The organism is Kosakonia sp. PSU_27 (assembly GCF_039409795.1).
Taxonomy (GTDB): domain Bacteria; phylum Pseudomonadota; class Gammaproteobacteria; order Enterobacterales; family Enterobacteriaceae; genus Kosakonia.
Genome location: NZ_JBCIVK010000001.1, coordinates 47,020 through 67,212, shown reverse-complemented (window position 1 = coordinate 67,212; position 20,193 = coordinate 47,020). Strand labels below are relative to the sequence as shown.

The window sequence follows — 20,193 nt, the reverse complement described above, 5'->3', positions numbered from 1 at the left end:
TCACAACGCCGCGCGCAGTGCTTCGCGGATCAGGGTTTCACTGTTGGCGTCCGGACGCGCAATCTTGCTTACCATCCGGCTGGCTTCCTGAGGTTTATAGCCCAACGCCACCAGCGCAGCAACGGCTTCTTGTTCCGCATCATCCGTCGCCGGGCTCGCCGGTGAGGCCAGCACCAAATCTGCAGCCGGGGTGAAGAGATCGCCATGCAGACCTTTAAAGCGATCTTTCATCTCGACAATCAAACGCTCGGCGGTTTTCTTCCCTATTCCCGGCAACTTGACCAGCGCCGCAGGATCTTCGCGTTCTACGGCGTTAACAAACTGTTGCGCCGACATACCGGACAAAATCGCTAGCGCCAGCTTCGGCCCAACGCCATTGGTTTTGATGAGCTCACGAAACAGCGTCCGTTCCTGCTTGTTATTAAAGCCGTACAAGAGCTGAGCGTCTTCGCGAACCACAAACTGTGTAAAAACAACCGCCTCTTTTCCGGCGTCCGGGAGCTCATAAAAGCAGGTCATCGGCATATGGACTTCATATCCCACGCCCCCCACTTCCAGCAGAACCAACGGGGGTTGTTTTTCTACAATAATGCCTCTGAGTCTGCCTATCACGTGACGCTCCTGCGTTAACGGCTGAAAGTGTAATGCCGTATGATAAAAAAAGGCTGGATAGATATCCAGCCGAATATACAGGAAAACGCTAGCGCGGTTCAGGAATTCGCGTAATAGGCCGCATCCGCAAGATCGGTGAGCAAATCGCGTTGCTCAGGATGCCAGCCTAAGACCTCGCGGGTTCGCTCGCTGGACGCTGACATATCCGCTGCGGCAAAGGTGGCAAACCAGCCAAAATGGTCAGCACCGCGTGATTCAGCGGGCAGGCCCAGCATGTTGCCGATGGCGATAGCAATCTCCCGCATCGCGATCCCCTGCTCCGCTACCGCATGGTATACCGTTTCCGTGACGCCACTTTCCAGCGCCAACCGGTAGAGCTTCGCCGCATCAAGGCGATGCACCGCCGCCCAGCGATTATTGCCCTCGCCCGGCCAGGCGGATACACCGGTTTTCTTCGCCAGCGCGATCAAAATCGGGATAAAACCGTGATCGCCTACACCATGAACAGTTGGAGCCAGACGCACACTGGCAGCCCGGACACCTTTTTCGACCAGAGCCTGTGCCGCCTGTTCGGAACGGCGCAGATAGTCCGGCGCGCTGACAGGATGATCCTTTTCAGTTGCTGGCCGTCCCTGAACCAACCTTGCCAGCCCCGAGGTCACCAGCAACGGACGGTCACTACCGATCAGCGCCTCCCCCATCACTTCAATGGCGCGACGGTCCTGTTCGCTATTTTCCGCAAAACGGGAAAAGTCGTGATTAAAGGCGGTATGGATCACCGCATCCGCACGCGAAGCCGCGTCAAACAAGAGAGAATGGTCATCCAGCGTTCCGGAAACAACCTGCCCTCCCGCAGCCAGCAACGCCTGTGCTTTATCCGCGTTTCTTGCCAGGCCGCTCACCTGGTGCCCGGCAGCAATCAGCTCTGCCGCCACTTTTGCGCCGACCCAACCGGTCGCGCCCGTTAGAAAAACATGCATGTGTGTGTCTCCTGATGTTGACTCGCGCCGTTATCCTTATAAATATCCTCTGTAGTGAAAAGTAGTGACGTTATCGGGGTATAAGGACTAACAGGATGCAAAGCGTTACTCAGCCTAAAGATCTGGGCAGTTACCTGAAGTCGCGCCGGGCGCAGCTTGACCCTGTGGCGCTGGGATTTCATACCGCACGGCGGCGTACGCCGGGGCTGCGCCGTGAAGAGGTGGCGCATCTGGCCTGTATTAGTGCTACCTGGTACACCTGGCTTGAGCAAGGTCGCGGGGGGACGCCTTCGGCGGAAGTGCTGGAGCGCATTTGCCAGGCGCTGCGCCTTTCTCAGCGCGAACGCGAACACGTTTTTCATCTGGCATTAGGCCGTGCTCCGGGCATGCATTACCCGGCCAGAGGAACCGTGACAGAAAGGCTGCAAAAGGTGCTGGACTGTATGCATCTGAGCCCGGCGATGATCCGCAATGCAACCTGGGATGTGCTCGCCTGGAACAAAGCCGCCACGGTGGTGTTATCCGATTACGCCAGCCAGCCTGCACATGAACGTAACATTCTGCGGCGTATTTTCCTTAATCCCCAGGCACGCGCCGCGCAGGTGGACTGGCACTCGCTCGCCCGCTTTCTGGTGGCCGCTTTTCGTGCTGATGCAACCCGCGCGGGTGCATCGGTTGAAATTCGTCCGCTGGTGGAAGAACTCAGTACAGCTTCTGCTGAGTTCGCCGAGCTTTGGCAGAATAACGATATTGCGGTCATGGAAGAAGGCACCAAAATCCTGCTGCATGGTGCGGTCGGTCGGTTATCGCTGGAGTATTCGAGTTTTTCGGTGGAAGGGCAACCGGACTTAACAATGGTGGTCTATAACCCGTCGACCGACGAGGACGCACGCAAGATAAGTTCACTGTTATAAAAAAAGCGCCGGTAAACCGGCGCTTTTTAGCGTAATCGTCCGCGAGCCAGATTGAGCCTTGTGCTGCTCACCTGCAACGCATTCTGGCTGACATGGCAATGCGTGATGGCGATAGCCAGCGCATCTGCCGCATCCGCCTGCGGGTTAGCGGGCAGTTTCAGCAGCGTGCGCACCATATGTTGCACCTGGCTTTTTTCCGCGCTGCCAATCCCCACCACCGTCTGTTTTACCTGCCGTGCGGCATATTCAAACACCGGCAAGTCCTGATTGACGGCGGCGACAATCGCCACACCGCGCGCCTGCCCCAGCTTGAGTGCCGAATCAGCGTTTTTCGCCATAAACACTTGCTCGATAGCGAAAAAATCCGGTTGGAACTGGGTAATGATCTCCGTCACGCCCGCATAAATCAGCTTCAGACGCGACGGTAAATCATCCACTTTGGTACGGATACAACCGCTGCCGAGATAGGTCAGTTGTCGTCCCGTCTGGCGGATCACGCCGTAACCGGTGACGCGCGAACCCGGATCGATACCGAGAATGATCGCCATTATGCGTCTCCGGTGACAGGCAAGTTAATCAGCGACATTAGAGTGTCGCCGCAACCTCATCAGAGATCTCACCGTTGTGGTAAACCTCCTGCACGTCGTCGCAATCTTCCAGCATATCGATCAGACGCAGCAGTTTCGGCGCGGTTTCCGCGTCCATGTCGGCTTTGGTCGACGGGATCATGGAGACTTCAGCGTTGTCCGCTTTCAGACCCGCGGCTTCCAGTGCGTCACGCACTGCGCCCATCTCTTCCCACGCGGTATAAACGTCAATTGCGCCATCATCAAACGTCACAACGTCTTCAGCACCGGCTTCCAGCGCCGCTTCCATAATGGTGTCTTCGTCGCCTGCGTCGAAGGAGATAACCCCTTTTTTGCTGAACAGATACGCGACAGAACCGTCAGTACCGAGGTTACCACCGCATTTGCTGAAAGCATGACGCACTTCCGCCACGGTACGGTTGCGGTTGTCACTCAGACACTCCACCATCACCGCCGTGCCGCCAGGACCATAACCTTCATAAATGATGGTTTCCATGTTCGCGTCATCATCACCACCCACACCACGCGCGATAGCACGGTTTAAGGTGTCGCGGGTCATGTTGTTAGACAGCGCTTTATCAACCGCCGCACGCAGGCGCGGGTTAGAACCGATATCACCGCCGCCCAGACGCGCAGCCGTTACCAGTTCACGGATGATTTTGGTAAAGATCTTACCGCGTTTAGCATCCTGTGCCGCTTTGCGGTGTTTGGTGTTGGCCCATTTACTATGACCTGCCATAAAAAACTCTCCAATAAAGCCTTTTCCCGGCGGCTTTCAGTCCTCTGGCGCGTTAGCTGCCCCCGTTCGCACCCGTTGCTTACCACGGTAAACACCTGGCGACGCCGGGGATTGCCACCTTCCTGAGAACTGAAATTCCAGGGGAAATTAGTCGGCGTTAATAACAAATTCTTCAATCGCCTGCCGGTTGCTCCACGACTTGGTTAATGCCGCCGCTGCCGGGGCATCAAGCCAGCGGTACGCCAGATGTTCACTAAAAACGATCTGGCGTTCATGGGGCAGCGCAAGACAAAACCAGGATTCGGTATTGTGCGTGACGCCCGGCGCATAGCGATGACGTAAATGACTAAATATTTCAAATTCCACCGTGCGCTGACAGTCGACTAAGGTCAGTTGCTCGCAAGCAATATCGATGTCGACCTCTTCCTTTACTTCACGCATGGCGGCTTGCGACGCTACCTCTCCAGCTTCAAGACTGCCGGTAACCGACTGCCAGAAATCAGGATCGTCGCGTCGCTGCAACATCAGCACCCGTTTCGTGTCCTCGGCGTAAATCACCACCAGTACAGAAACAGGGTGCTTAAAGGCCATCTTATTTATTCTCCGGCGTCTCTTTTTTGACGACGGAAATACCCAGCTCAGCCAGCGATGCCGGGTTGGCGAAACTTGGCGCTTCGGTCAGCAGACAGGCCGCCGCCGTGGTTTTCGGGAACGCAATCACGTCACGGATGTTATCGGTGCCGGTCAGTAACATGGTCAGACGATCCAGACCAAACGCCAGACCCGCGTGCGGCGGCGTACCATACTTCAGCGCATCCAGCAGGAAGCCGAACTTCTCACGCTGTTCCTGCTCATTGATGCCCAGAATGCCGAATACAGTCTGCTGCATTTCGCCGTTATGGATACGCACCGAACCGCCGCCCACTTCATAACCGTTGATAACCATATCGTAAGCATTCGCTACGGCCTCTTCCGGTGCCGCTTTCAGCTCAGCCGCGGTCATATCTTTCGGTGAGGTGAACGGATGGTGCATCGCGGTCAGGCCGCCTTCGCCGTCATCTTCAAACATCGGGAAGTCGATCACCCACAGCGGCGCCCATTTGGCTTCGTCGGTCAGATTCAGGTCTTTACCCAGCTTCAGACGCAGCGCGCCCAGCGCATCAGCCACCACTTTCTTGTGATCCGCGCCGAAGAAAATCATGTCGCCATCTTGTGCGCCAGTGCGCTCAAGGATCGCGCTAACGATTTCAGCGTTCAGGAACTTCGCGACCGGGCTGGTGATCCCCTCCAGTCCTTTTGCCGCTTCGTTGACCTTAATGTAAGCAAGGCCTTTCGCCCCGTAGATTTCGATAAACTTGCCGTAGTCGTCAATCTGTTTACGGCTAAGTTGTGCGCCACCTGGCACACGCAGCGCGGCAACGCGGCCTTTCGGATCGTTTGCCGGGCCGGAGAAGACTTTAAACTCGACCGTTTTCAGCAAGTCGGCCACGTCTACCAGCTCCATCGGGTTACGCAAATCGGGTTTATCGGAACCGTAACGGCGCTCGGCTTCAGCAAAGGTCATAATCGGGAACTCGCCCAGATCCACACCACGAATTTCCTGCCACAGCTCGCGAACCAGCGCTTCCATCACTTCACGCACCTGCGGCGCGGTCATAAAGGACGTTTCCACATCGATCTGGGTGAATTCCGGCTGGCGGTCAGCACGCAGGTCTTCATCACGGAAACATTTGACGATCTGATAGTAACGGTCGAAGCCGGACATCATCAGCAGTTGTTTAAACAGCTGTGGGGATTGCGGCAGCGCGTAGAATTTGCCTTTATGCACGCGCGACGGCACGAGATAGTCACGCGCGCCTTCCGGCGTCGCTTTGGTCAGCATCGGGGTTTCAATATCGAGGAAACCGTGGTCATCCATAAAGCGACGCACGAAGCTGGTGATCCGGGCGCGGGTTTTCAGGCGCTGAGCCATTTCCGGGCGGCGCAGATCGAGGTAGCGGTATTTCAGACGCGCTTCTTCGGTATTAACGTGGTTGGAGTCCAGCGGCAGCACGTCAGAACGGTTGATGATATTCAGCCCGGTGGCGAACACTTCCACTTCACCGGTTGCCATATCTTTGTTGACGTTTTTGCCGTCGCGCGCACGCACGGTACCGGTAACCTGAATGCAGAACTCATTACGCAGTTCAGAGGCGAGCTGGAACGCATCCTGACGGTCCGGGTCGAAAAACACCTGCACGATGCCTTCACGATCGCGCATATCAATAAAGATAAGGCTACCGAGGTCACGACGACGATTGACCCACCCACAAAGCGTTACTTGCTGTCCCACATGGGACTGATTGAGCTGCCCGCAATATACTGTACGCATGAGATATCCCTTAATTAGCTGCGCGCGACCCGCCTGCGGGGCAGGCACTCTGGTGGCAGCTATTTTCGTATGTCACAACTGGATGAAAAAAGGGGGCTATTATACTGGAAATTCTGACTGACGATAAGCCCGCGACCGACTGTACGCGCGTTTGCTGCGCGCTTATTGCGCATTCTCACAAAATTTAACAAAATTTGTAAACCGTCCGCACCTGCATAACGCGTAAGGTATCCGCCGACGTCATTCATTTTTCAGGAGTTATTATGCTGGAACTCAATGCTGAGAAAACCGCACTGGTGGTGATCGATTTACAGGAGGGTATTTTACCTTTCGCCGGTGGCCCGTACACAGCGCAGGACGTGGTTCAACGTGCCGCAACGCTCGCGGAAAAATTCCGTGCCAACGGTTCGCCGGTCGTATTAGTGCGCGTTGGCTGGTCAGCAGATTTCGCCGAAGCGCTGAAACAGCCGGTTGACGCGCCAACAGGCGGTCATACTCTACCGGAAAACTGGTGGGTTTACCCGCAGGCCCTGGGTAAAAAAGAGAGCGATATTGAAGTGACCAAACGCCAGTGGGGCGCGTTTTACGGCACCGATCTTGAGCTGCAACTGCGCCGCCGTGGCATCGACACCATTGTGCTGTGCGGTATTTCCACCAATATTGGCGTGGAATCCACCGCGCGCAACGCGTGGGAATTAGGTTTTTCGCTGGTGATTGCAGAAGATGCTTGCAGCGCAGGCAGCAACGAGCAACATCAGGGCAGCCTGAAGTATATCTTCCCGCGCATTAGCCGTGTTCGCAGCACGGACGAGATCCTCAGCGCGTTATGATGTATGTCGGCCTGCCGCAATGGTCGCACCCCAAATGGGTGCGCCTTGGCATCACCAGCCTCGAAGAGTACGCCCGTCACTTTAACTGCGTCGAAGGCAACACCACGCTTTACGCGCTGCCAAAAGCTGAGATCGTGGCGCGCTGGCGCGAACAAACCACCGATGATTTCCGCTTTTGCTTTAAATTCCCCGCCACCATTTCGCACCAGGCGGCGCTGCGTAACTGCCGCGATCTGACAGACGAGTTTTTTCAACGAATGTCGCCGCTTGCCAACCGGATAGGCCAGTACTGGTTACAGCTTCCGGCAACCTTTGGCCCGCGCGATCTCCCCGCGTTGTGGGCATTTCTGGACGCGCTGCCGGCTGATTTCACCTATGGCGTTGAAGTGCGCCACCCAGGCTTTTTCGCCAAAGGCGAAGAGGAAAAAGCGCTCAATCAGGGCTTACATGCGCGCGGGGTGAATCGCGTGATCCTTGATAGCCGCCCGGTGCACAGCGCCATTCCGCACAGTGAAGCGATCATCGAAGCGCAGCGCAAAAAGCCGAAAGTCCCGGTGCATGCGCTGATAACCGCCAGCCATCCGATGGTGCGTTTTATCGGCAGCGACAATATGGAACAAAATCGCCAGCTGTTTGCCGTATGGCTGCAAAAACTCCCGTTGTGGGAACAGACCACCACCCCCTATTTGTTTTTGCATACGCCCGATATCGCGCAAGCGCCGGAACTGGTGGAAACCCTGTGGCAGCGGTTGCAGGTTGCCGTCCCGAGCGTTGGCGACGCCCCTTCTCTTCCGCTGCAATCTTCTCTTTTCTGAACGAACCACCTATCATTGTTTAGCGGTCACCAGAGCCTTAAAGGGAGTTAGTATGGTTAGCGCGCTTTACGCCGTGCTGGGTGCATTGTTACTCATAAAATTTTCTTTTGACGTTATTCGCCTGCGCACGCAATACCGTGTTAGCTATGGCGACGGCGGGTTTAGCGAGCTGCAAAGTGCGATACGCATTCATGGCAATGCGGTGGAATACATTCCCGTCGCCCTGATCCTGCTTCTTTTTATGGAGATGGACGGTGCGCAAACCTGGTTAGTGCATGTTTGTGGGCTGCTGCTGATCGCCGGTCGCCTGATGCATTATTACGGCTTTCACCACCGCCTGATCCGCTGGCGTCGTTCCGGCATGGGCGCAACCTTTTGCTCGCTGCTGTTGATGGTGCTGGCAAATCTGTGGTACATGCCCTGGGAGTTGGTTTTCTCCCTGCATTAGCGCACAATACGCCCCTTTGTTTTCCCGGATATTTACACTATGTCTCACCGCGACACGCTTTTTTCTGCGCCTATCGCCAGCCTGGGCGACTGGACTTTTGACGAACGGGTAGCCGAAGTCTTCCCGGACATGATCCAGCGTTCCGTACCGGGTTACTCCAATATTATCTCGATGATCGGCATGCTGGCGGAGCGCTTTGTCCAGCCTGCCACGCAGGTTTACGATCTCGGCTGCTCACTGGGCGCGGCCACGCTCTCAGTGCGTCGCAACATTCACCATGCTGATTGCAAAATTATCGCCGTCGACAATTCACCCGCCATGGTGGAGCGCTGCCGTCGTCATATCGATGCCTATAAAGCGCCAACGCCGGTTGAAGTGATTGAAGGCGATATTCGCGATATTCAGATTGAAAACGCCTCGATGGTGGTACTCAACTTCACCTTGCAATTCCTGCAGCCGGACGACCGCCTGAAACTGCTGCAGAAAGTTTACCAGGGGCTGAATCCTGGCGGCGCGTTAGTGTTATCGGAAAAATTCAGTTTTGAAGACCACACCGTCGGCGAACTGTTGTTCAATATGCACCACGATTTTAAACGTGCTAACGGCTACAGCGAACTGGAGATCAGCCAGAAGCGCAGCATGCTGGAGAATGTCATGCTGACGGATTCTGTTGAAGCGCATAAAACCCGCCTGCGCACTGCCGGGTTTGAGCACAGCGAACTGTGGTTCCAGTGTTTTAATTTTGGTTCGCTGGTGGCTCTGAAGGCGGTTGCAGCATGATTGAGTTCGGCCGTTTTTATCAGCAAATAGCCACCGGTACGCTCGCGCACTGGCTGGAAACGTTACCCGCCCAGATCGCCGCCTGGCAGCGTGAAGCATTGCACGGGCAGTTTAAGCAGTGGAACAACGCGGTAGAATTTCTGCCGACCATCACCCCCGCAAAGCTGGATCTGCTGCACAGCGTCAGCGCGCAAAGCGCCGAACCGCTCAGCGCCGGGCAGCTTAAAGGTATGGAAACGCTGCTGCGTAATCTGATGCCGTGGCGCAAAGGGCCATTTTCACTGTATGGCATTGATATCGACACCGAATGGCGTTCCGACTGGAAATGGGAGCGCGTCCTGCCGCACCTCTCTGACCTGAAAGGCCGCACCATTCTGGATGTCGGCTGCGGCAGCGGTTACCACCTGTGGCGCATGGTCGGCGCGGGTGCGCAGCTTGCCGTTGGTATCGATCCAACGCAGTTGTTTTTATGCCAGTTTGAAGCCGTGCGTAAGCTGTTGGGCGACGATCGTCGCGCGCATCTTTTGCCGCTTGGCATTGAGCAGCTTCCGGCGCTGAACGCTTTCGATACCGTGTTTTCCATGGGCGTGCTCTATCACCGCCGTTCACCGCTTGAACATCTGTGGCAGTTGAAAGATCAACTGGTGAAGGATGGCGAGCTGGTACTGGAAACACTGGTGGTGGAAGGCGATGAAAATACCGTGCTGGTGCCCGGTGACCGCTATGCGCAAATGCGAAATGTCTATTTTATCCCTTCTGCGCTGGCGCTGAAAAACTGGCTGGAGAAGTGTGGTTTTGTTGATGTACGCATTGCGGATACCAGCGTTACCAGTACCGACGAGCAACGTCGTACGCCGTGGATGGTCACGGAATCACTGGCCGATTTTTTGAACCCGGCGGATAACAGCAAAACCGTTGAAGGCTACCCGGCCCCGGTTCGCGCGGTGTTGATTGCCCGCAAACCGTAAGATAAAAAAAGGCCCCTGTTAATGGCAGGGGCCTGGTACAAGCAAGCATCATATTGGGCGACATGATGCGCGGTAAAAACTGTTACGGGCGATGGTGCAAAATCATCTCTTTCATTAGCGCCACCGCATCGCCATCCACGCCGTAGCGGGCATATTCATCCGCACTGGCATCTGACGACATCGATAATCCTGGATTGCGATAGCGCATCGGCGATGCTGTCCAGTGGCCTGCCGAGCTATGCACCTCTTTAATACCCGCATGGAGAAAGGTTTCGAGGTTATCCGGACGCACACCTGCGCCGGCCATAATGATTGGAACACCAGACCTGGCATTTAGTTCCCTGATTAATGAAAGTCCTTTTGCTGCCGAGGGCTGCTGACCAGACGTGAGAATACGCGCAATGCCTAATTCCGCTAAGTTATCAAATACCTGAAGCGGATTAGCACACATATCGAACGCGCGATGAAAAGTTACCGCCATCCCCTGTGCGGCCTGCATAATTTCCCGCATGCGCACAATATCGACATCTCCCTCTTCCGTCAGCACACCGGTGACCAGCCCGGGGAAACCCAACTCACGCAGCATCTCAATATCGCTCAACATGGTGGCAAACTCATCGGCCCGGTAGCAAAAATCCCCACCGCGCGGGCGCACGATCGGATGTACGGGAATGGTCACCGCCTGTCGAATCGCTTTTAACGCGCCAAAGGAAGGGGTTAAACCGCCCTCTTTCGGCGCGGCGCAAAATTCAATGCGGTCGGCGCCACGTTGCTCAGCAATCACCGCGTCATCGACACCATAACAACAGATTTCCAGTAAGGTCATTTCCTCTCCCCCGGTTCAGCATGGCTCGCTTTCGCAAGCGCTTTCACCCCTGCTCGCTCGCGACAATCTCTTCAATGGTCCACGGATGAAATTTCACGGTGACTTTGCCATCCGTCACCGCCAGTGTTGGATTGGGCAGCCGTTCGCGCTCGCCTTTTGGTGAACTGGTTTTCACCGAAATACCCGGCTGGCTTAAGCCCTCATCAGCCAGCAGCGCCAGCGCACGCGCGTTGAGCGTGGCGATATCGCCCGGCAGCACGATTTCTACATGCTCCCACCCTTCGTGCGGGTAGCGCTTTTCACCCGGCCACGGCAACTCAATCACCGTAAACTGCCAGTGGGCGACACACACGGGTTCACGCAGTTTGAACAGGCAAATCGGCCGACCATTAATGATGTTTTCCGACAGCAGTTCGCCACAGTGTTCAAAACCACGCCGCCAGCGCTCCGCCGTGGTGTTCTGGTGGCAGCGCAACGAGATGTGATCGGCATTTAAGGGTGCGATATCCAGCCCCAGACGGGTAGCTAAATTTTGCAAATCTTGGGTAAACCGTGGCAAATCTTCCACGATATCCTGCAACTCTTCGACAGTTTGCCAGTTACGCATAACAGTGCTCGCAAGTCATAACAAAGCGCATAATCTACCGTGTTATGCAGTGCTGACGCCACCGGGCATTTGCAGTATACTCCCGCCTTTATTAAACACCCGGACGCCGCCTCAGCGACGCGGTGTCCTAAAAGTAAGGTATCCCGGTGAATATTCAGGCTCTTCTCTCAGAAAAAGTCAGTCAGGCCATGATTGCAGCAGGCGCGCCAGTCGATTGTGAAGCGCAGGTTCGTCAGTCAGCAAAAATTCAGTTTGGCGACTATCAGGCTAATGGCGTGATGGCAGTAGCGAAAAAACTGGGCATGGCGCCGCGACAACTGGCCGAGCAGGTTCTGTCTCACCTTTCTCTCGACGGGATTGCCAATAAAGTTGAAATCGCCGGTCCTGGCTTTATCAATATTTTCCTCGCGCCTGAGTTTCTCGCCTCGCAGGTAGATGCGGCGCTGAAATCCGATCGCCTGGGCGTAACAAAACCGCAGCCGCAAACCGTGGTTATCGATTACTCCGCGCCGAACGTGGCGAAAGAGATGCATGTCGGCCATCTGCGTTCCACCATCATTGGCGATGCATCAGTCCGTACGCTGGAATTCCTCGGCCATAACGTGATTCGCGCCAACCATGTCGGTGACTGGGGCACCCAGTTCGGCATGTTGATTGCTTACCTTGAGCTGCAACAGCAGGAGAACGCCGGTGAAATGGCGCTGGCGGATCTGGAAGGTTTTTACCGTGAAGCCAAAAAACATTATGACGAAGACGCGGCATTCGCTGAACGCGCACGCGCTTACGTGGTGAAACTGCAAGGCGGCGATGAATATTGCCGCGAGATGTGGCGCAAGCTGGTCGATATCACTATGAGTCAGAACCAGAAAACCTACGAACGCCTGAACGTGACGCTGACCCGCAAAGATGTAATGGGTGAAAGCCTGTATAACCCGATGTTACCGGGCATCGTTGCGGATCTGAAAGCCAAAGGTCTGGCGGTCGAGAGCGAAGGCGCGACCGTGGTATTCCTGGATGAGTACAAAAACAAAGAAGGCGAACCGATGGGCGTCATCATCCAGAAAAAGGATGGCGGCTATCTGTACACCACCACGGACATCGCCTGCGCGAAATACCGTTATGAAACGCTGCATGCCGATCGCGTGCTCTACTACATCGATTCCCGTCAGCATCAGCACCTGATGCAGGCCTGGACCATCGTGCGTAAAGCCGGTTATGTGCCGGATTCCGTGCCGCTGGAACACCACATGTTCGGCATGATGCTCGGCAAAGACGGCAAGCCGTTCAAAACCCGCGCGGGCGGTACGGTGAAACTTTCCGATCTGCTGGATGAAGCGCTGGAACGCGCGCGTCGTCTGGTGGCAGAAAAGAACCCGGATATGCCTGCCGACGAGCTGGAAAAACTGGCCAACGCGGTCGGTATCGGCGCGGTGAAATATGCGGATCTGTCGAAAAACCGCACCACCGATTACGTTTTCGACTGGGACAACATGCTGGCCTTTGAAGGCAACACAGCACCGTACATGCAGTACGCTTACACCCGCGTGCTCTCCGTATTCCGTAAAGCGGGTATTGAAGAGAGCGTACTGGAAAACGCACCGGTGGTGATTGGCGAAGAGCGTGAATCCCAACTGGCAGCGCGTCTGTTGCAGTTCGAAGAAACCCTGTCCGTCGTTGCCCGTGAAGGTACGCCGCATGTGATGTGCGCCTATCTGTACGATCTGGCGGGTCTGTTCTCCGGCTTCTACGAGCACTGCCCGATCCTCAGCGCGGAAAACGACGAAACCCGTTTAAGCCGCCTGAAACTGGCCCTGCTGACGGCAAAAACGCTGAAACTCGGTCTTGATACGCTGGGTATCGAAACCGTAGAGCGTATGTAATCCCTTCCGTTTTTAGCCATAAAAAACCCCGGCCAGCCGGGGTTTTTCATTTATCGCCTTTCAGAAATATTTGCGCAGATACTCCGTCAAACAGAGCATCGCCATCGCCTGGCCGTATGGCATTGAGGTCAGCGGGATCTGGCGATAAAACGCCAGATTACTGCCCATCCCGGTGCCGAACGACACCTGCAATAACTCCCCTTCCGGCGAAATATTTCCCACAATCGCTTTCACCGCTTTTTCCGCCACATCCGTGTAATCGGTGCTGATATAACGCTTACGCAGCGCTTTCAGAATGCCATACGCAAACCCGGCGGTTGCCGAGGCTTCCAGATAAGAATCTGGATCGTCGAGCAGCGTATGCCACAACCCGCTTTCATGCTGGCACTTCGCCAGCGCGGCGATTTGCGCATTCAGCACCTGGACCAGATAACGGCGCACCGCATTGTTTTCCGGCAGATCGACAAGCTCAAGGAAATCCGGGATAACGATGGTCAGCCAGCTATTCCCGCGCGCCCAGCGCGCGTTGGCAAAATTGTGGTGACCGTCATAATTCCAGCCGTGGAACCACAACCCGGTTTCCCTGTCCATCAGGTTCTGCACATGCAACAGAAACTGATACACCGCCTCTTCCACATAGTCTGGCCGGTTGAGCAATTTGCCGATTTTCGCCAGCGGCAGCACGGTCATCATCAGCGTGTCGTCCCACATCTGCTGGTGGTTCTCCTCCGCCAGCGTAATGTGCTGCATCCCGCCGCAGTCGGTGCGCGGCATCTCGTTCATCGCCCATTCGGCCCAGCTTTCCAGCCAAGGGAGATAAGTCGGGTTACCGGTTTCTTCATAGCGATACGCCAGCGTCAGGAACGGCGCCATGGTGTTGACGTTTTTAGTGGTTGCGCCTTCTGCAAAACGGTCGGCGAACCAGTTATCAATCACCTCGCGCACGCCCTCTTCGCCGGTCTGGCGATAATACTGATACATCCCGTACAGACCCACGCCGTGCGTCCACTCCCAGCCAGCCCAGCCTTTGGTATCAATCACGCGCCCATCGTCGAGACGGAGTAAAAACTCACCGGTGTTGTCGTGAATATTGACCAGGTTATGCGTCACCTTGCGGATCAACGCTTTCAGTTCATCACGGGCGATAAAACGCTCTGGCTGACGCAGTAACGGGCTGTGTTTGACAGGCCAAACCTTCATATTCTTAACCTCAGTTATAAGTCGATTTCAGTGACGCGTCTTTCAGCGATGGCGCGGCAGGTTTATTGCGATTCAGATAGCCAATGTTGTTGTTGCCCCACAAGGATTCGTAAGGCATGCCCGCCAGCATTTCGACGGTTTCGCGCGCTTGCGGAGTGATACTTTCTGGCATCGCGCGGCCGCTCTGGCGCATTTTGGCCGTTTCTTCACGCAGCACGCTGTGGGTTTTCAGGTTCAGCTTGAAGCGTAAGGAGACGAGGAAGCCGCAGCACAGTACCGCAATGGTGCCAAAGCACATGATCATCAAAATGGTGTGGCTCACTTCTGGCACCTGGGTTTTCTGCCCGGAGACAAAGCCAGACGCCTGCATCACAATCCCCACCAGCATCACCGCACCGGCCTGCGAGGCTTTACGGGTCAGCGTCATGATCCCGGCGAAGATCCCTTCACGGCGCTGGCCGGTGACCACTTCGTCAATATCCGCAATGTAGGTGTAGGTGTTCCACGGTACGTAGTTGATACCACCGCGTCCCAGACCGGCAACGGCGGACACCAGCAACAGCAGCGAATAAACATCGCTTAAACCGGCGTAGTAGAGCACGGCATAAGAGGCGGCGCTCAGACCGAACAGCACCACCACCATGCGGTATGACGGTGCAGGTCCAAAGCGGATGCACAGCGGTATCATGGCAATCACCGCGATGAACTGGAAAATCGCCATCGTGCCCAGCAAGTTGGAGGCCAGCGATGCTTCCTGCATCAGCACGAACACCACGTAATAGGTGAACACCGCGTTAAATACGTCCTGCGCGATATAACCGCCGAGGTACATCCCCAGGTGCTGGCGGAAAATCTTGATACGCAGCGTGGAGCTGAGTTCAACAAACAGGCGGCGCAAACTTTGCCCAAGCGTGAGGCTCTTTTTCTCTTCTTCCGCGCGCAGCGCCGCTTCAGTCCACTCTTCGCGCGGACGCTCCCAGGTAAAACACCAGACAAACGTCAGCATCAGCGCACAGAGCACCGAGAACACCAGGCTTGCGTAGAAAAAGGAGACCGGGTTGTCTTTACCAAAGTGTGACAGCAGGACGCCCGGCAGGAACGAGGCCAGAATCGCCGACATCTGCGCCATGGAGATACGCGCGCCGGAGAATTTGGTTTTCTGTTTAAAGTCGTCAGTCATTTCCGGCACCAGCGTTTCGTACGGCACCAGAATCATGGTGTAGACCACATCAAACAGCAGATACGTCAGCAGGTAATACCAGAAACTCATGTCCCCTACCCACATTATTGAGTAGCTGAACACGCAAGGGATACCTAACAAAATAAAGAACTTACGTCGACCGAAGCGTTTACCAAGCCAGGTCGAACCGAAATTATCGGTTAAAAAGCCCATCAGCGGACTGACCACCGCATCCAGCACCCTTGCTGTCGCGAAGATAAATGTCGCTTCAATCGGCGTCAGGCCGCAAAAGGTCGTATAGAAATAGAGTAACCATGCTGCGGTTAACGCGGTTGTGCCCGCACCCAGAAAATCGCCCGAGCCATAGGCGAGATAATTAGCCAATCCAATTTTTCGTGTTTTCATTGCCGTCAACCCTGTTTATTTTGGGGGACCTTTGACGATCCGGCTTAGCCAAAGGAATTTCTTACACGGCTAAAGTAAGAGGATGTGCAACGGGAAACCTTTCTGTTTCTGCCATCAAAATTACGTGGCTGGCAAAAATGCAAAGAGTGCCGATACGCGCTTCACTGATTTATAAAACAGCGTTTCTGTTGCATCAAAAGGAGCGGTCAAAAATGCGGGGCGGATAGCAAAATCCCGCCAGTGCGGCGGGATTTTCGGGTGAAAAACGAGCTAACTCATTGAAGCGAAGCGGTTAGTTTTGCTGAGTGGGTTGACGGTAGTTGACCAGCACTTTGTTACTACGAACGTCCAGCGGCGGCCATAACCGTCCACCGCCGGGCACTTCCCAGACAAAACGCAGCGATTCGAGTGCCGGAACATCGGTAAAGCCGCGCGTGGTGCCACTCTGCCCATCCAGCTCGACACAGCGCGCCTGAGAACAGAGCCGAACCACTAACCCGGCAGGCGTCGGGCCATTTAATTCATAGCGCCACGAGACATCCGTCATCAGCCCGTTTACTGGCTGCGACGGGCCCAGCGGTCGTGATGAAGAGACCACGCCGCGGTTATCCAGCCGGATACCGATACTGCTGGCCTGCCACATGCCTTCGCCAATGCCGTTTCCGGCCGCGTGGGCAAACAGCGGCAAAGCCACCAACCAGGCCAGATAACGCATTATTTGCCTCCGATAGTCGCAGTCATACGGATGCTGCGGTTATCCGACATTTCCATGTTCGACAACACCACCAGTTGCGGCAGGCTGCGGCGCAGGAAGCGTGCCAGCAGTGGACGCAGCGCATGGTTCACCAGCAACACCGGTGGCGCACCCAACATTTCCTGGCGCGTTAACGCTTCCTGAGTTTGTTCCAGTAAGCGATCGGCAAGACCCGGTTCCAGACCGCCACCGCCCTGCAATGCCTGCAACAGCAAACGTTCAAGCGGCGTATCAAGACCAATCACCTGCACTTCATCATTACCCGGGAACCACTGCTGGGTAATGGCGCGGCCCAATGCCACGCGCACTACCGCCGTGAGTTCGTGCGGATCGGTTTGCAGCGGCGCATGCTCGGCCAGCGTTTCGAGAATGGTGCGCATATCGCGGATTGGCACTTTTTCGGCCAGCAGGTTTTGCAGCACTTTGTGCAGCGTGGTCAGCGTGACGACGCCCGGCACCAAATCTTCGGTCAGCTTCGGCATCTCCTGGCTCACCCGGTCAAGCAGTTGCTGCGCTTCCTGGCGACCAAACAGCTCCGCCGAGAATTGACCAATCAGGTGGTTAAGGTGTGTTGCCACCACGGTACTGGCTTCCACAACGGTGTAGCCCTGGATCTGCGCCTGTTCTTTCAACGCGCTCTCAATCCAGATAGCGGCCAGGCCAAAAGCCGGGTCCACGGTTTGCTCACCCGGCAGCGTGCCCGCCGCCGTGCCTGGGTTAATCGCCAGCCAGCGCCCCGGGTAAGCCTCGCCGCTACCAATTTCCACCCCTTTCATCAGGATGCGGTAACGGGCTGGTGGCAGATCCATATTGTCGCGGATGTGGACAACAGGCGGCAGGAAGCCCATATCCTGCGCGAATTTCTTACGAATACTGCGGATACGGCCTAACAGTTCGCCATCCTGCTGGAAGTCCACCATCGGGATCAGGCGATAGCCCACTTCCATACCGAGGGAATCTTCAAGCTGCACATCGTTCCAGGTGGCTTCCACCGCCTGGGTGTTTTCCGGCAGCTTCATCGGCGCGGCTTCAGCAGGCGCAGCCTGGTCTTTACCACGCAGCCACCAGGCAAGACCGAGCAGCGCGGCGGTAAACAGCAGGAACACAAAGTTCGGCATCCCCGGCACCAGCCCCAGCAGGCCGAGTACGCCGGCGCTGAGCATCATCACGCGCGGATTGCTGAACAACTGGCCAACCATCTGCTGGCCAACATCCTGATCGGTGCTGACGCGGGTGACGATAACGCCCGCCGCGGTAGAGATAACCAGCGCCGGGATCTGCGCAACCAGACCGTCACCGATGGTCAGCAGGGTGTAACTTGAGGCCGCATCGCCCATCGACAGACCATGTTGCAAAACGCCCACCAGCAAACCGCCGATGACGTTAATAACCATGATCAGAATACCGGCGATGGCGTCGCCGCGAACGAACTTACTCGCACCGTCCATCGAACCGTAGAAGTCCGCTTCTTGCGTCACTTCAGAACGGCGGCGTTTCGCTTCATCTTCACCGATAATCCCGGCGTTGAGATCAGCGTCAATTGCCATCTGTTTACCGGGCATCCCATCGAGTACGAAACGCGCGCCCACTTCGGCGATACGCCCCGCACCTTTGGTGATAACCATAAAGTTGATGATAACGAGGATGACGAACACCACGATACCGATGGCGAAGTTACCGCCAACGAGGAAGTGACCGAAGGCTTCAACCACCCGCCCTGCCGCCGCCGATCCCGTATGCCCTTCCATCAGGATAATACGCGTCGAAGCGACGTTCAGCGCCAGGCGCAACAAGGTGGTAAACAGCAGAATGGTCGGGAATGCGGCGAATTCCAGCGTGCGCTGGGTAAACATTGCCACCAACAGCACCATGATGGAAAGTGCGATGTTAAAGGTAAACAACAGGTCGAGGATAAACGCCGGTAGCGGCAGCACCATCATCGACAAAATAAGCAAAATGAGCACCGGCCCGGCGAGAACCTGCCATTGGGTCGATTTCAGATTGCTGGGTAGACGCAGCATTGCTACCAGATTAGCCATCAGTGTCCTTCTCGTTCAAAAAGTCCAGCGCCTCAGGCACCGGGAGATTCTCAGGTTTAACAGGTCGTTGCCCGCCGGACAGACGCCAGCGTTTCAACTGCCATACCCACGCCAGCACTTCGGCAACTGCCGCATACAGCTGGCCCGGGATTTGCTGACCAATTTCAGAATGGCGATAGAGCGCACGCGCCAGCGGTGGCGCTTCGAGGATCGGCACACGGTTCTCCGTCCCCAGCTCACGAATACGCAGCGCAATCATTCCCGCGCCTTTGGCCACCACTTTCGGCGCACTCATCTTATTCTCGTCGTATTGCAGTGCGACGGAGTAGTGCGTCGGGTTGGTGACAATGACATCTGCTTTTGGCACATCGGCCATCATGCGACGGCGCGCCGCTGCACGCTGCATCTGACGGATGCGGCCTTTAATGTGCGGGTCGCCTTCGCTCTGTTTAAATTCGTCACGGATGTCCTGACGGGACATGCGCAGTTTTTTCAGATGGCTGTAGATCTGCCAGAAAACGTCAAACCCCACCATCGGGATAATGCTCAGCGCCACCAGCATCGCGCACAGCCCGGCCAGGTTGAGGGCGCTCGCCATAGCGGTCAGCGGCGATTCGCTCATCAGACGCATCATATCCGGCCAGTGGTGCCATAAAAAAAAGCCCGCGACGCTGCCCATCAGCAGCGCTTTCATCAACGCTTTCACCAGCTCCGCACCCACTTGCGCGGAGAACAAACGCCCCAATCCGCTGAGCGGGTTGAGCTTGGAAAACTTAAACTCCAGCGATTTGGTGCTGAACACCAGCCCGCCCAGCATCACCGGCGCGACCAGCGCGATGATCACCACGCCCGTCAGCAGCGGCAACATACCGAGCAGCACGTTTTTTAACATCACGATGATCTGCCCGAGGATCAGGTTCTGGTCACTGATAATCTTGTGGTCAAAACGCAGCCCGGATGAGAGCGCCATCGATAACCTGCGACCAAACGCTTCACCGCCAAACCACAGAATGCCGATACCGACCAACATGATCAGTAGTGATGTCAGTTCTTTGGATCGGGGGACTTGCCCTTCTTCGCGCGCCTTCTCTAGTCGGTGCGCTGTGGGGGCTTCTGTTTTGTCGTCGTTGTCTTCAGAGGCCACGGCCAACACATCCACGGGTTACAGGTTTGATGACATATTGCCAGAGTCAAGCCTGTCCAATGGGCAGAGTAAGGCATAAAAACAGAGGGTTTTCGCCATTTGAGGTGTCGCCTG

20 protein-coding genes are annotated in these 20,193 nt (G+C 55.8%); 7 read left to right on the top strand and 13 right to left on the bottom strand.

Annotated features, from left to right (window positions below):
* Entirely contained in the window at positions 1 to 612 is a 612-nt protein-coding gene (gene ruvA / locus AAIG26_RS00345; RefSeq protein ID WP_020454122.1) for a Holliday junction branch migration protein RuvA, read from the bottom strand.
* Between the two features lie 98 nt (positions 613 to 710).
* Positions 711 to 1,592, bottom strand: coding sequence for an SDR family oxidoreductase (locus AAIG26_RS00340; protein ID WP_020454123.1), 882 nt, complete (start codon positions 1,590 to 1,592; stop codon positions 711 to 713).
* 95 nt (positions 1,593 to 1,687) lie between these two features.
* Between AAIG26_RS00340 and AAIG26_RS00335 the strand changes: the two genes are divergently transcribed.
* Positions 1,688 to 2,506: a helix-turn-helix transcriptional regulator gene (locus AAIG26_RS00335; RefSeq protein ID WP_343179347.1), complete on the top strand. Its 819-nt coding sequence runs from the start codon at positions 1,688 to 1,690 to the stop codon at positions 2,504 to 2,506.
* Between the two features lie 26 nt (positions 2,507 to 2,532).
* Here AAIG26_RS00335 and ruvC read toward each other — a convergent pair whose 3' ends face one another.
* The 4 genes from ruvC to aspS all read right to left on the bottom strand — a co-directional run bounded on the left by ruvC (position 2,533) and on the right by aspS (position 6,203).
* Positions 2,533 to 3,054, bottom strand: coding sequence for a crossover junction endodeoxyribonuclease RuvC (gene ruvC, locus AAIG26_RS00330; RefSeq protein WP_020454125.1), 522 nt, complete (start codon positions 3,052 to 3,054; stop codon positions 2,533 to 2,535).
* A gap of 37 nt (positions 3,055 to 3,091) precedes the next feature.
* Positions 3,092 to 3,832, bottom strand: coding sequence for a YebC/PmpR family DNA-binding transcriptional regulator (locus AAIG26_RS00325; RefSeq protein ID WP_045511314.1), 741 nt, complete (start codon positions 3,830 to 3,832; stop codon positions 3,092 to 3,094).
* A 147-nt stretch (positions 3,833 to 3,979) separates the two neighbouring features.
* On the bottom strand, positions 3,980 to 4,423 hold the full coding sequence (nudB, locus tag AAIG26_RS00320) for a dihydroneopterin triphosphate diphosphatase (protein WP_020454127.1): 444 nt from the start codon (positions 4,421 to 4,423) through the stop codon (positions 3,980 to 3,982).
* A gap of 1 nt (position 4,424) precedes the next feature.
* A complete protein-coding gene (aspS, locus tag AAIG26_RS00315) occupies positions 4,425 to 6,203 on the bottom strand; it encodes an aspartate--tRNA ligase (RefSeq protein ID WP_343179345.1) in 1,779 nt (592 codons plus the stop codon).
* A 263-nt stretch (positions 6,204 to 6,466) separates the two neighbouring features.
* Here aspS and AAIG26_RS00310 point away from each other — a divergent pair, with 263 nt between their 5' ends.
* From AAIG26_RS00310 to cmoB, 5 genes are read left to right on the top strand one after another with little or no spacing between them, the layout of a single operon-like run.
* Positions 6,467 to 7,033, top strand: a complete 567-nt coding sequence (locus AAIG26_RS00310; protein WP_343179344.1) for a hydrolase — start codon at positions 6,467 to 6,469, stop codon at positions 7,031 to 7,033.
* Positions 7,030 to 7,848 carry a DUF72 domain-containing protein gene (locus AAIG26_RS00305; protein ID WP_343179343.1) on the top strand — a complete coding sequence of 273 codons (819 nt, stop codon included), beginning with the start codon at positions 7,030 to 7,032 and terminating at the stop codon, positions 7,846 to 7,848. The genes AAIG26_RS00310 and AAIG26_RS00305 overlap by 4 nt, the downstream gene beginning before the upstream one ends.
* A 52-nt stretch (positions 7,849 to 7,900) precedes the next feature.
* A complete protein-coding gene (locus AAIG26_RS00300) occupies positions 7,901 to 8,296 on the top strand; it encodes an MAPEG family protein (RefSeq protein ID WP_017456923.1) in 396 nt (131 codons plus the stop codon).
* A gap of 39 nt (positions 8,297 to 8,335) precedes the next feature.
* On the top strand, positions 8,336 to 9,076 hold the full coding sequence (gene cmoA / locus AAIG26_RS00295; protein WP_045511305.1) for a carboxy-S-adenosyl-L-methionine synthase CmoA: 741 nt from the start codon (positions 8,336 to 8,338) through the stop codon (positions 9,074 to 9,076).
* A complete protein-coding gene (gene cmoB, locus AAIG26_RS00290; protein WP_020454132.1) occupies positions 9,073 to 10,044 on the top strand; it encodes a tRNA 5-methoxyuridine(34)/uridine 5-oxyacetic acid(34) synthase CmoB in 972 nt (323 codons plus the stop codon). Before cmoA ends, cmoB begins: the two co-directional genes overlap by 4 nt.
* A gap of 82 nt (positions 10,045 to 10,126) precedes the next feature.
* On the opposite strand, the gene cutC is transcribed toward cmoB, so the two are convergent.
* Together cutC and AAIG26_RS00280 are read right to left on the bottom strand one after the other, a co-directional pair.
* A complete protein-coding gene (gene cutC, locus AAIG26_RS00285; protein ID WP_343179340.1) occupies positions 10,127 to 10,870 on the bottom strand; it encodes a copper homeostasis protein CutC in 744 nt (247 codons plus the stop codon).
* 43 nt (positions 10,871 to 10,913) lie between these two features.
* The gene (locus AAIG26_RS00280) at positions 10,914 to 11,477 is read right to left on the bottom strand and encodes a VOC family protein (RefSeq protein ID WP_343179339.1); all 564 of its coding nucleotides are present in this window, start codon (positions 11,475 to 11,477) and stop codon (positions 10,914 to 10,916) included.
* 146 nt (positions 11,478 to 11,623) lie between these two features.
* On the opposite strand from AAIG26_RS00280, the gene argS reads away from it, so the two are divergent.
* Positions 11,624 to 13,357 (top strand): arginine--tRNA ligase, encoded by a 1,734-nt coding sequence (gene argS / locus AAIG26_RS00275; protein ID WP_045511294.1) that lies wholly within the window; start codon positions 11,624 to 11,626, stop codon positions 13,355 to 13,357.
* 60 nt (positions 13,358 to 13,417) lie between these two features.
* On the opposite strand, the gene AAIG26_RS00270 is transcribed toward argS, so the two are convergent.
* From AAIG26_RS00270 to flhB, 5 genes are all read right to left on the bottom strand, one after another.
* Complete coding sequence (locus tag AAIG26_RS00270; protein ID WP_343179338.1) at positions 13,418 to 14,557, bottom strand: glycoside hydrolase family 105 protein; 1,140 nt, start codon at positions 14,555 to 14,557, stop codon at positions 13,418 to 13,420.
* 10 nt (positions 14,558 to 14,567) lie between these two features.
* Positions 14,568 to 16,142 (bottom strand): MFS transporter, encoded by a 1,575-nt coding sequence (locus AAIG26_RS00265; RefSeq protein WP_020454137.1) that lies wholly within the window; start codon positions 16,140 to 16,142, stop codon positions 14,568 to 14,570.
* Between the two features lie 292 nt (positions 16,143 to 16,434).
* Positions 16,435 to 16,785 (bottom strand): flagellar protein FlhE, encoded by a 351-nt coding sequence (locus AAIG26_RS00260; protein WP_276307067.1) that lies wholly within the window; start codon positions 16,783 to 16,785, stop codon positions 16,435 to 16,437.
* Between the two features lie 71 nt (positions 16,786 to 16,856).
* Complete coding sequence (gene flhA / locus AAIG26_RS00255; RefSeq protein ID WP_045511290.1) at positions 16,857 to 18,935, bottom strand: flagellar biosynthesis protein FlhA; 2,079 nt, start codon at positions 18,933 to 18,935, stop codon at positions 16,857 to 16,859.
* Positions 18,928 to 20,079 (bottom strand): flagellar biosynthesis protein FlhB, encoded by a 1,152-nt coding sequence (gene flhB / locus AAIG26_RS00250; protein WP_044489677.1) that lies wholly within the window; start codon positions 20,077 to 20,079, stop codon positions 18,928 to 18,930. The genes flhA and flhB overlap by 8 nt, the downstream gene beginning before the upstream one ends.
* Positions 20,080 to 20,193 lie beyond the last annotated feature (114 nt).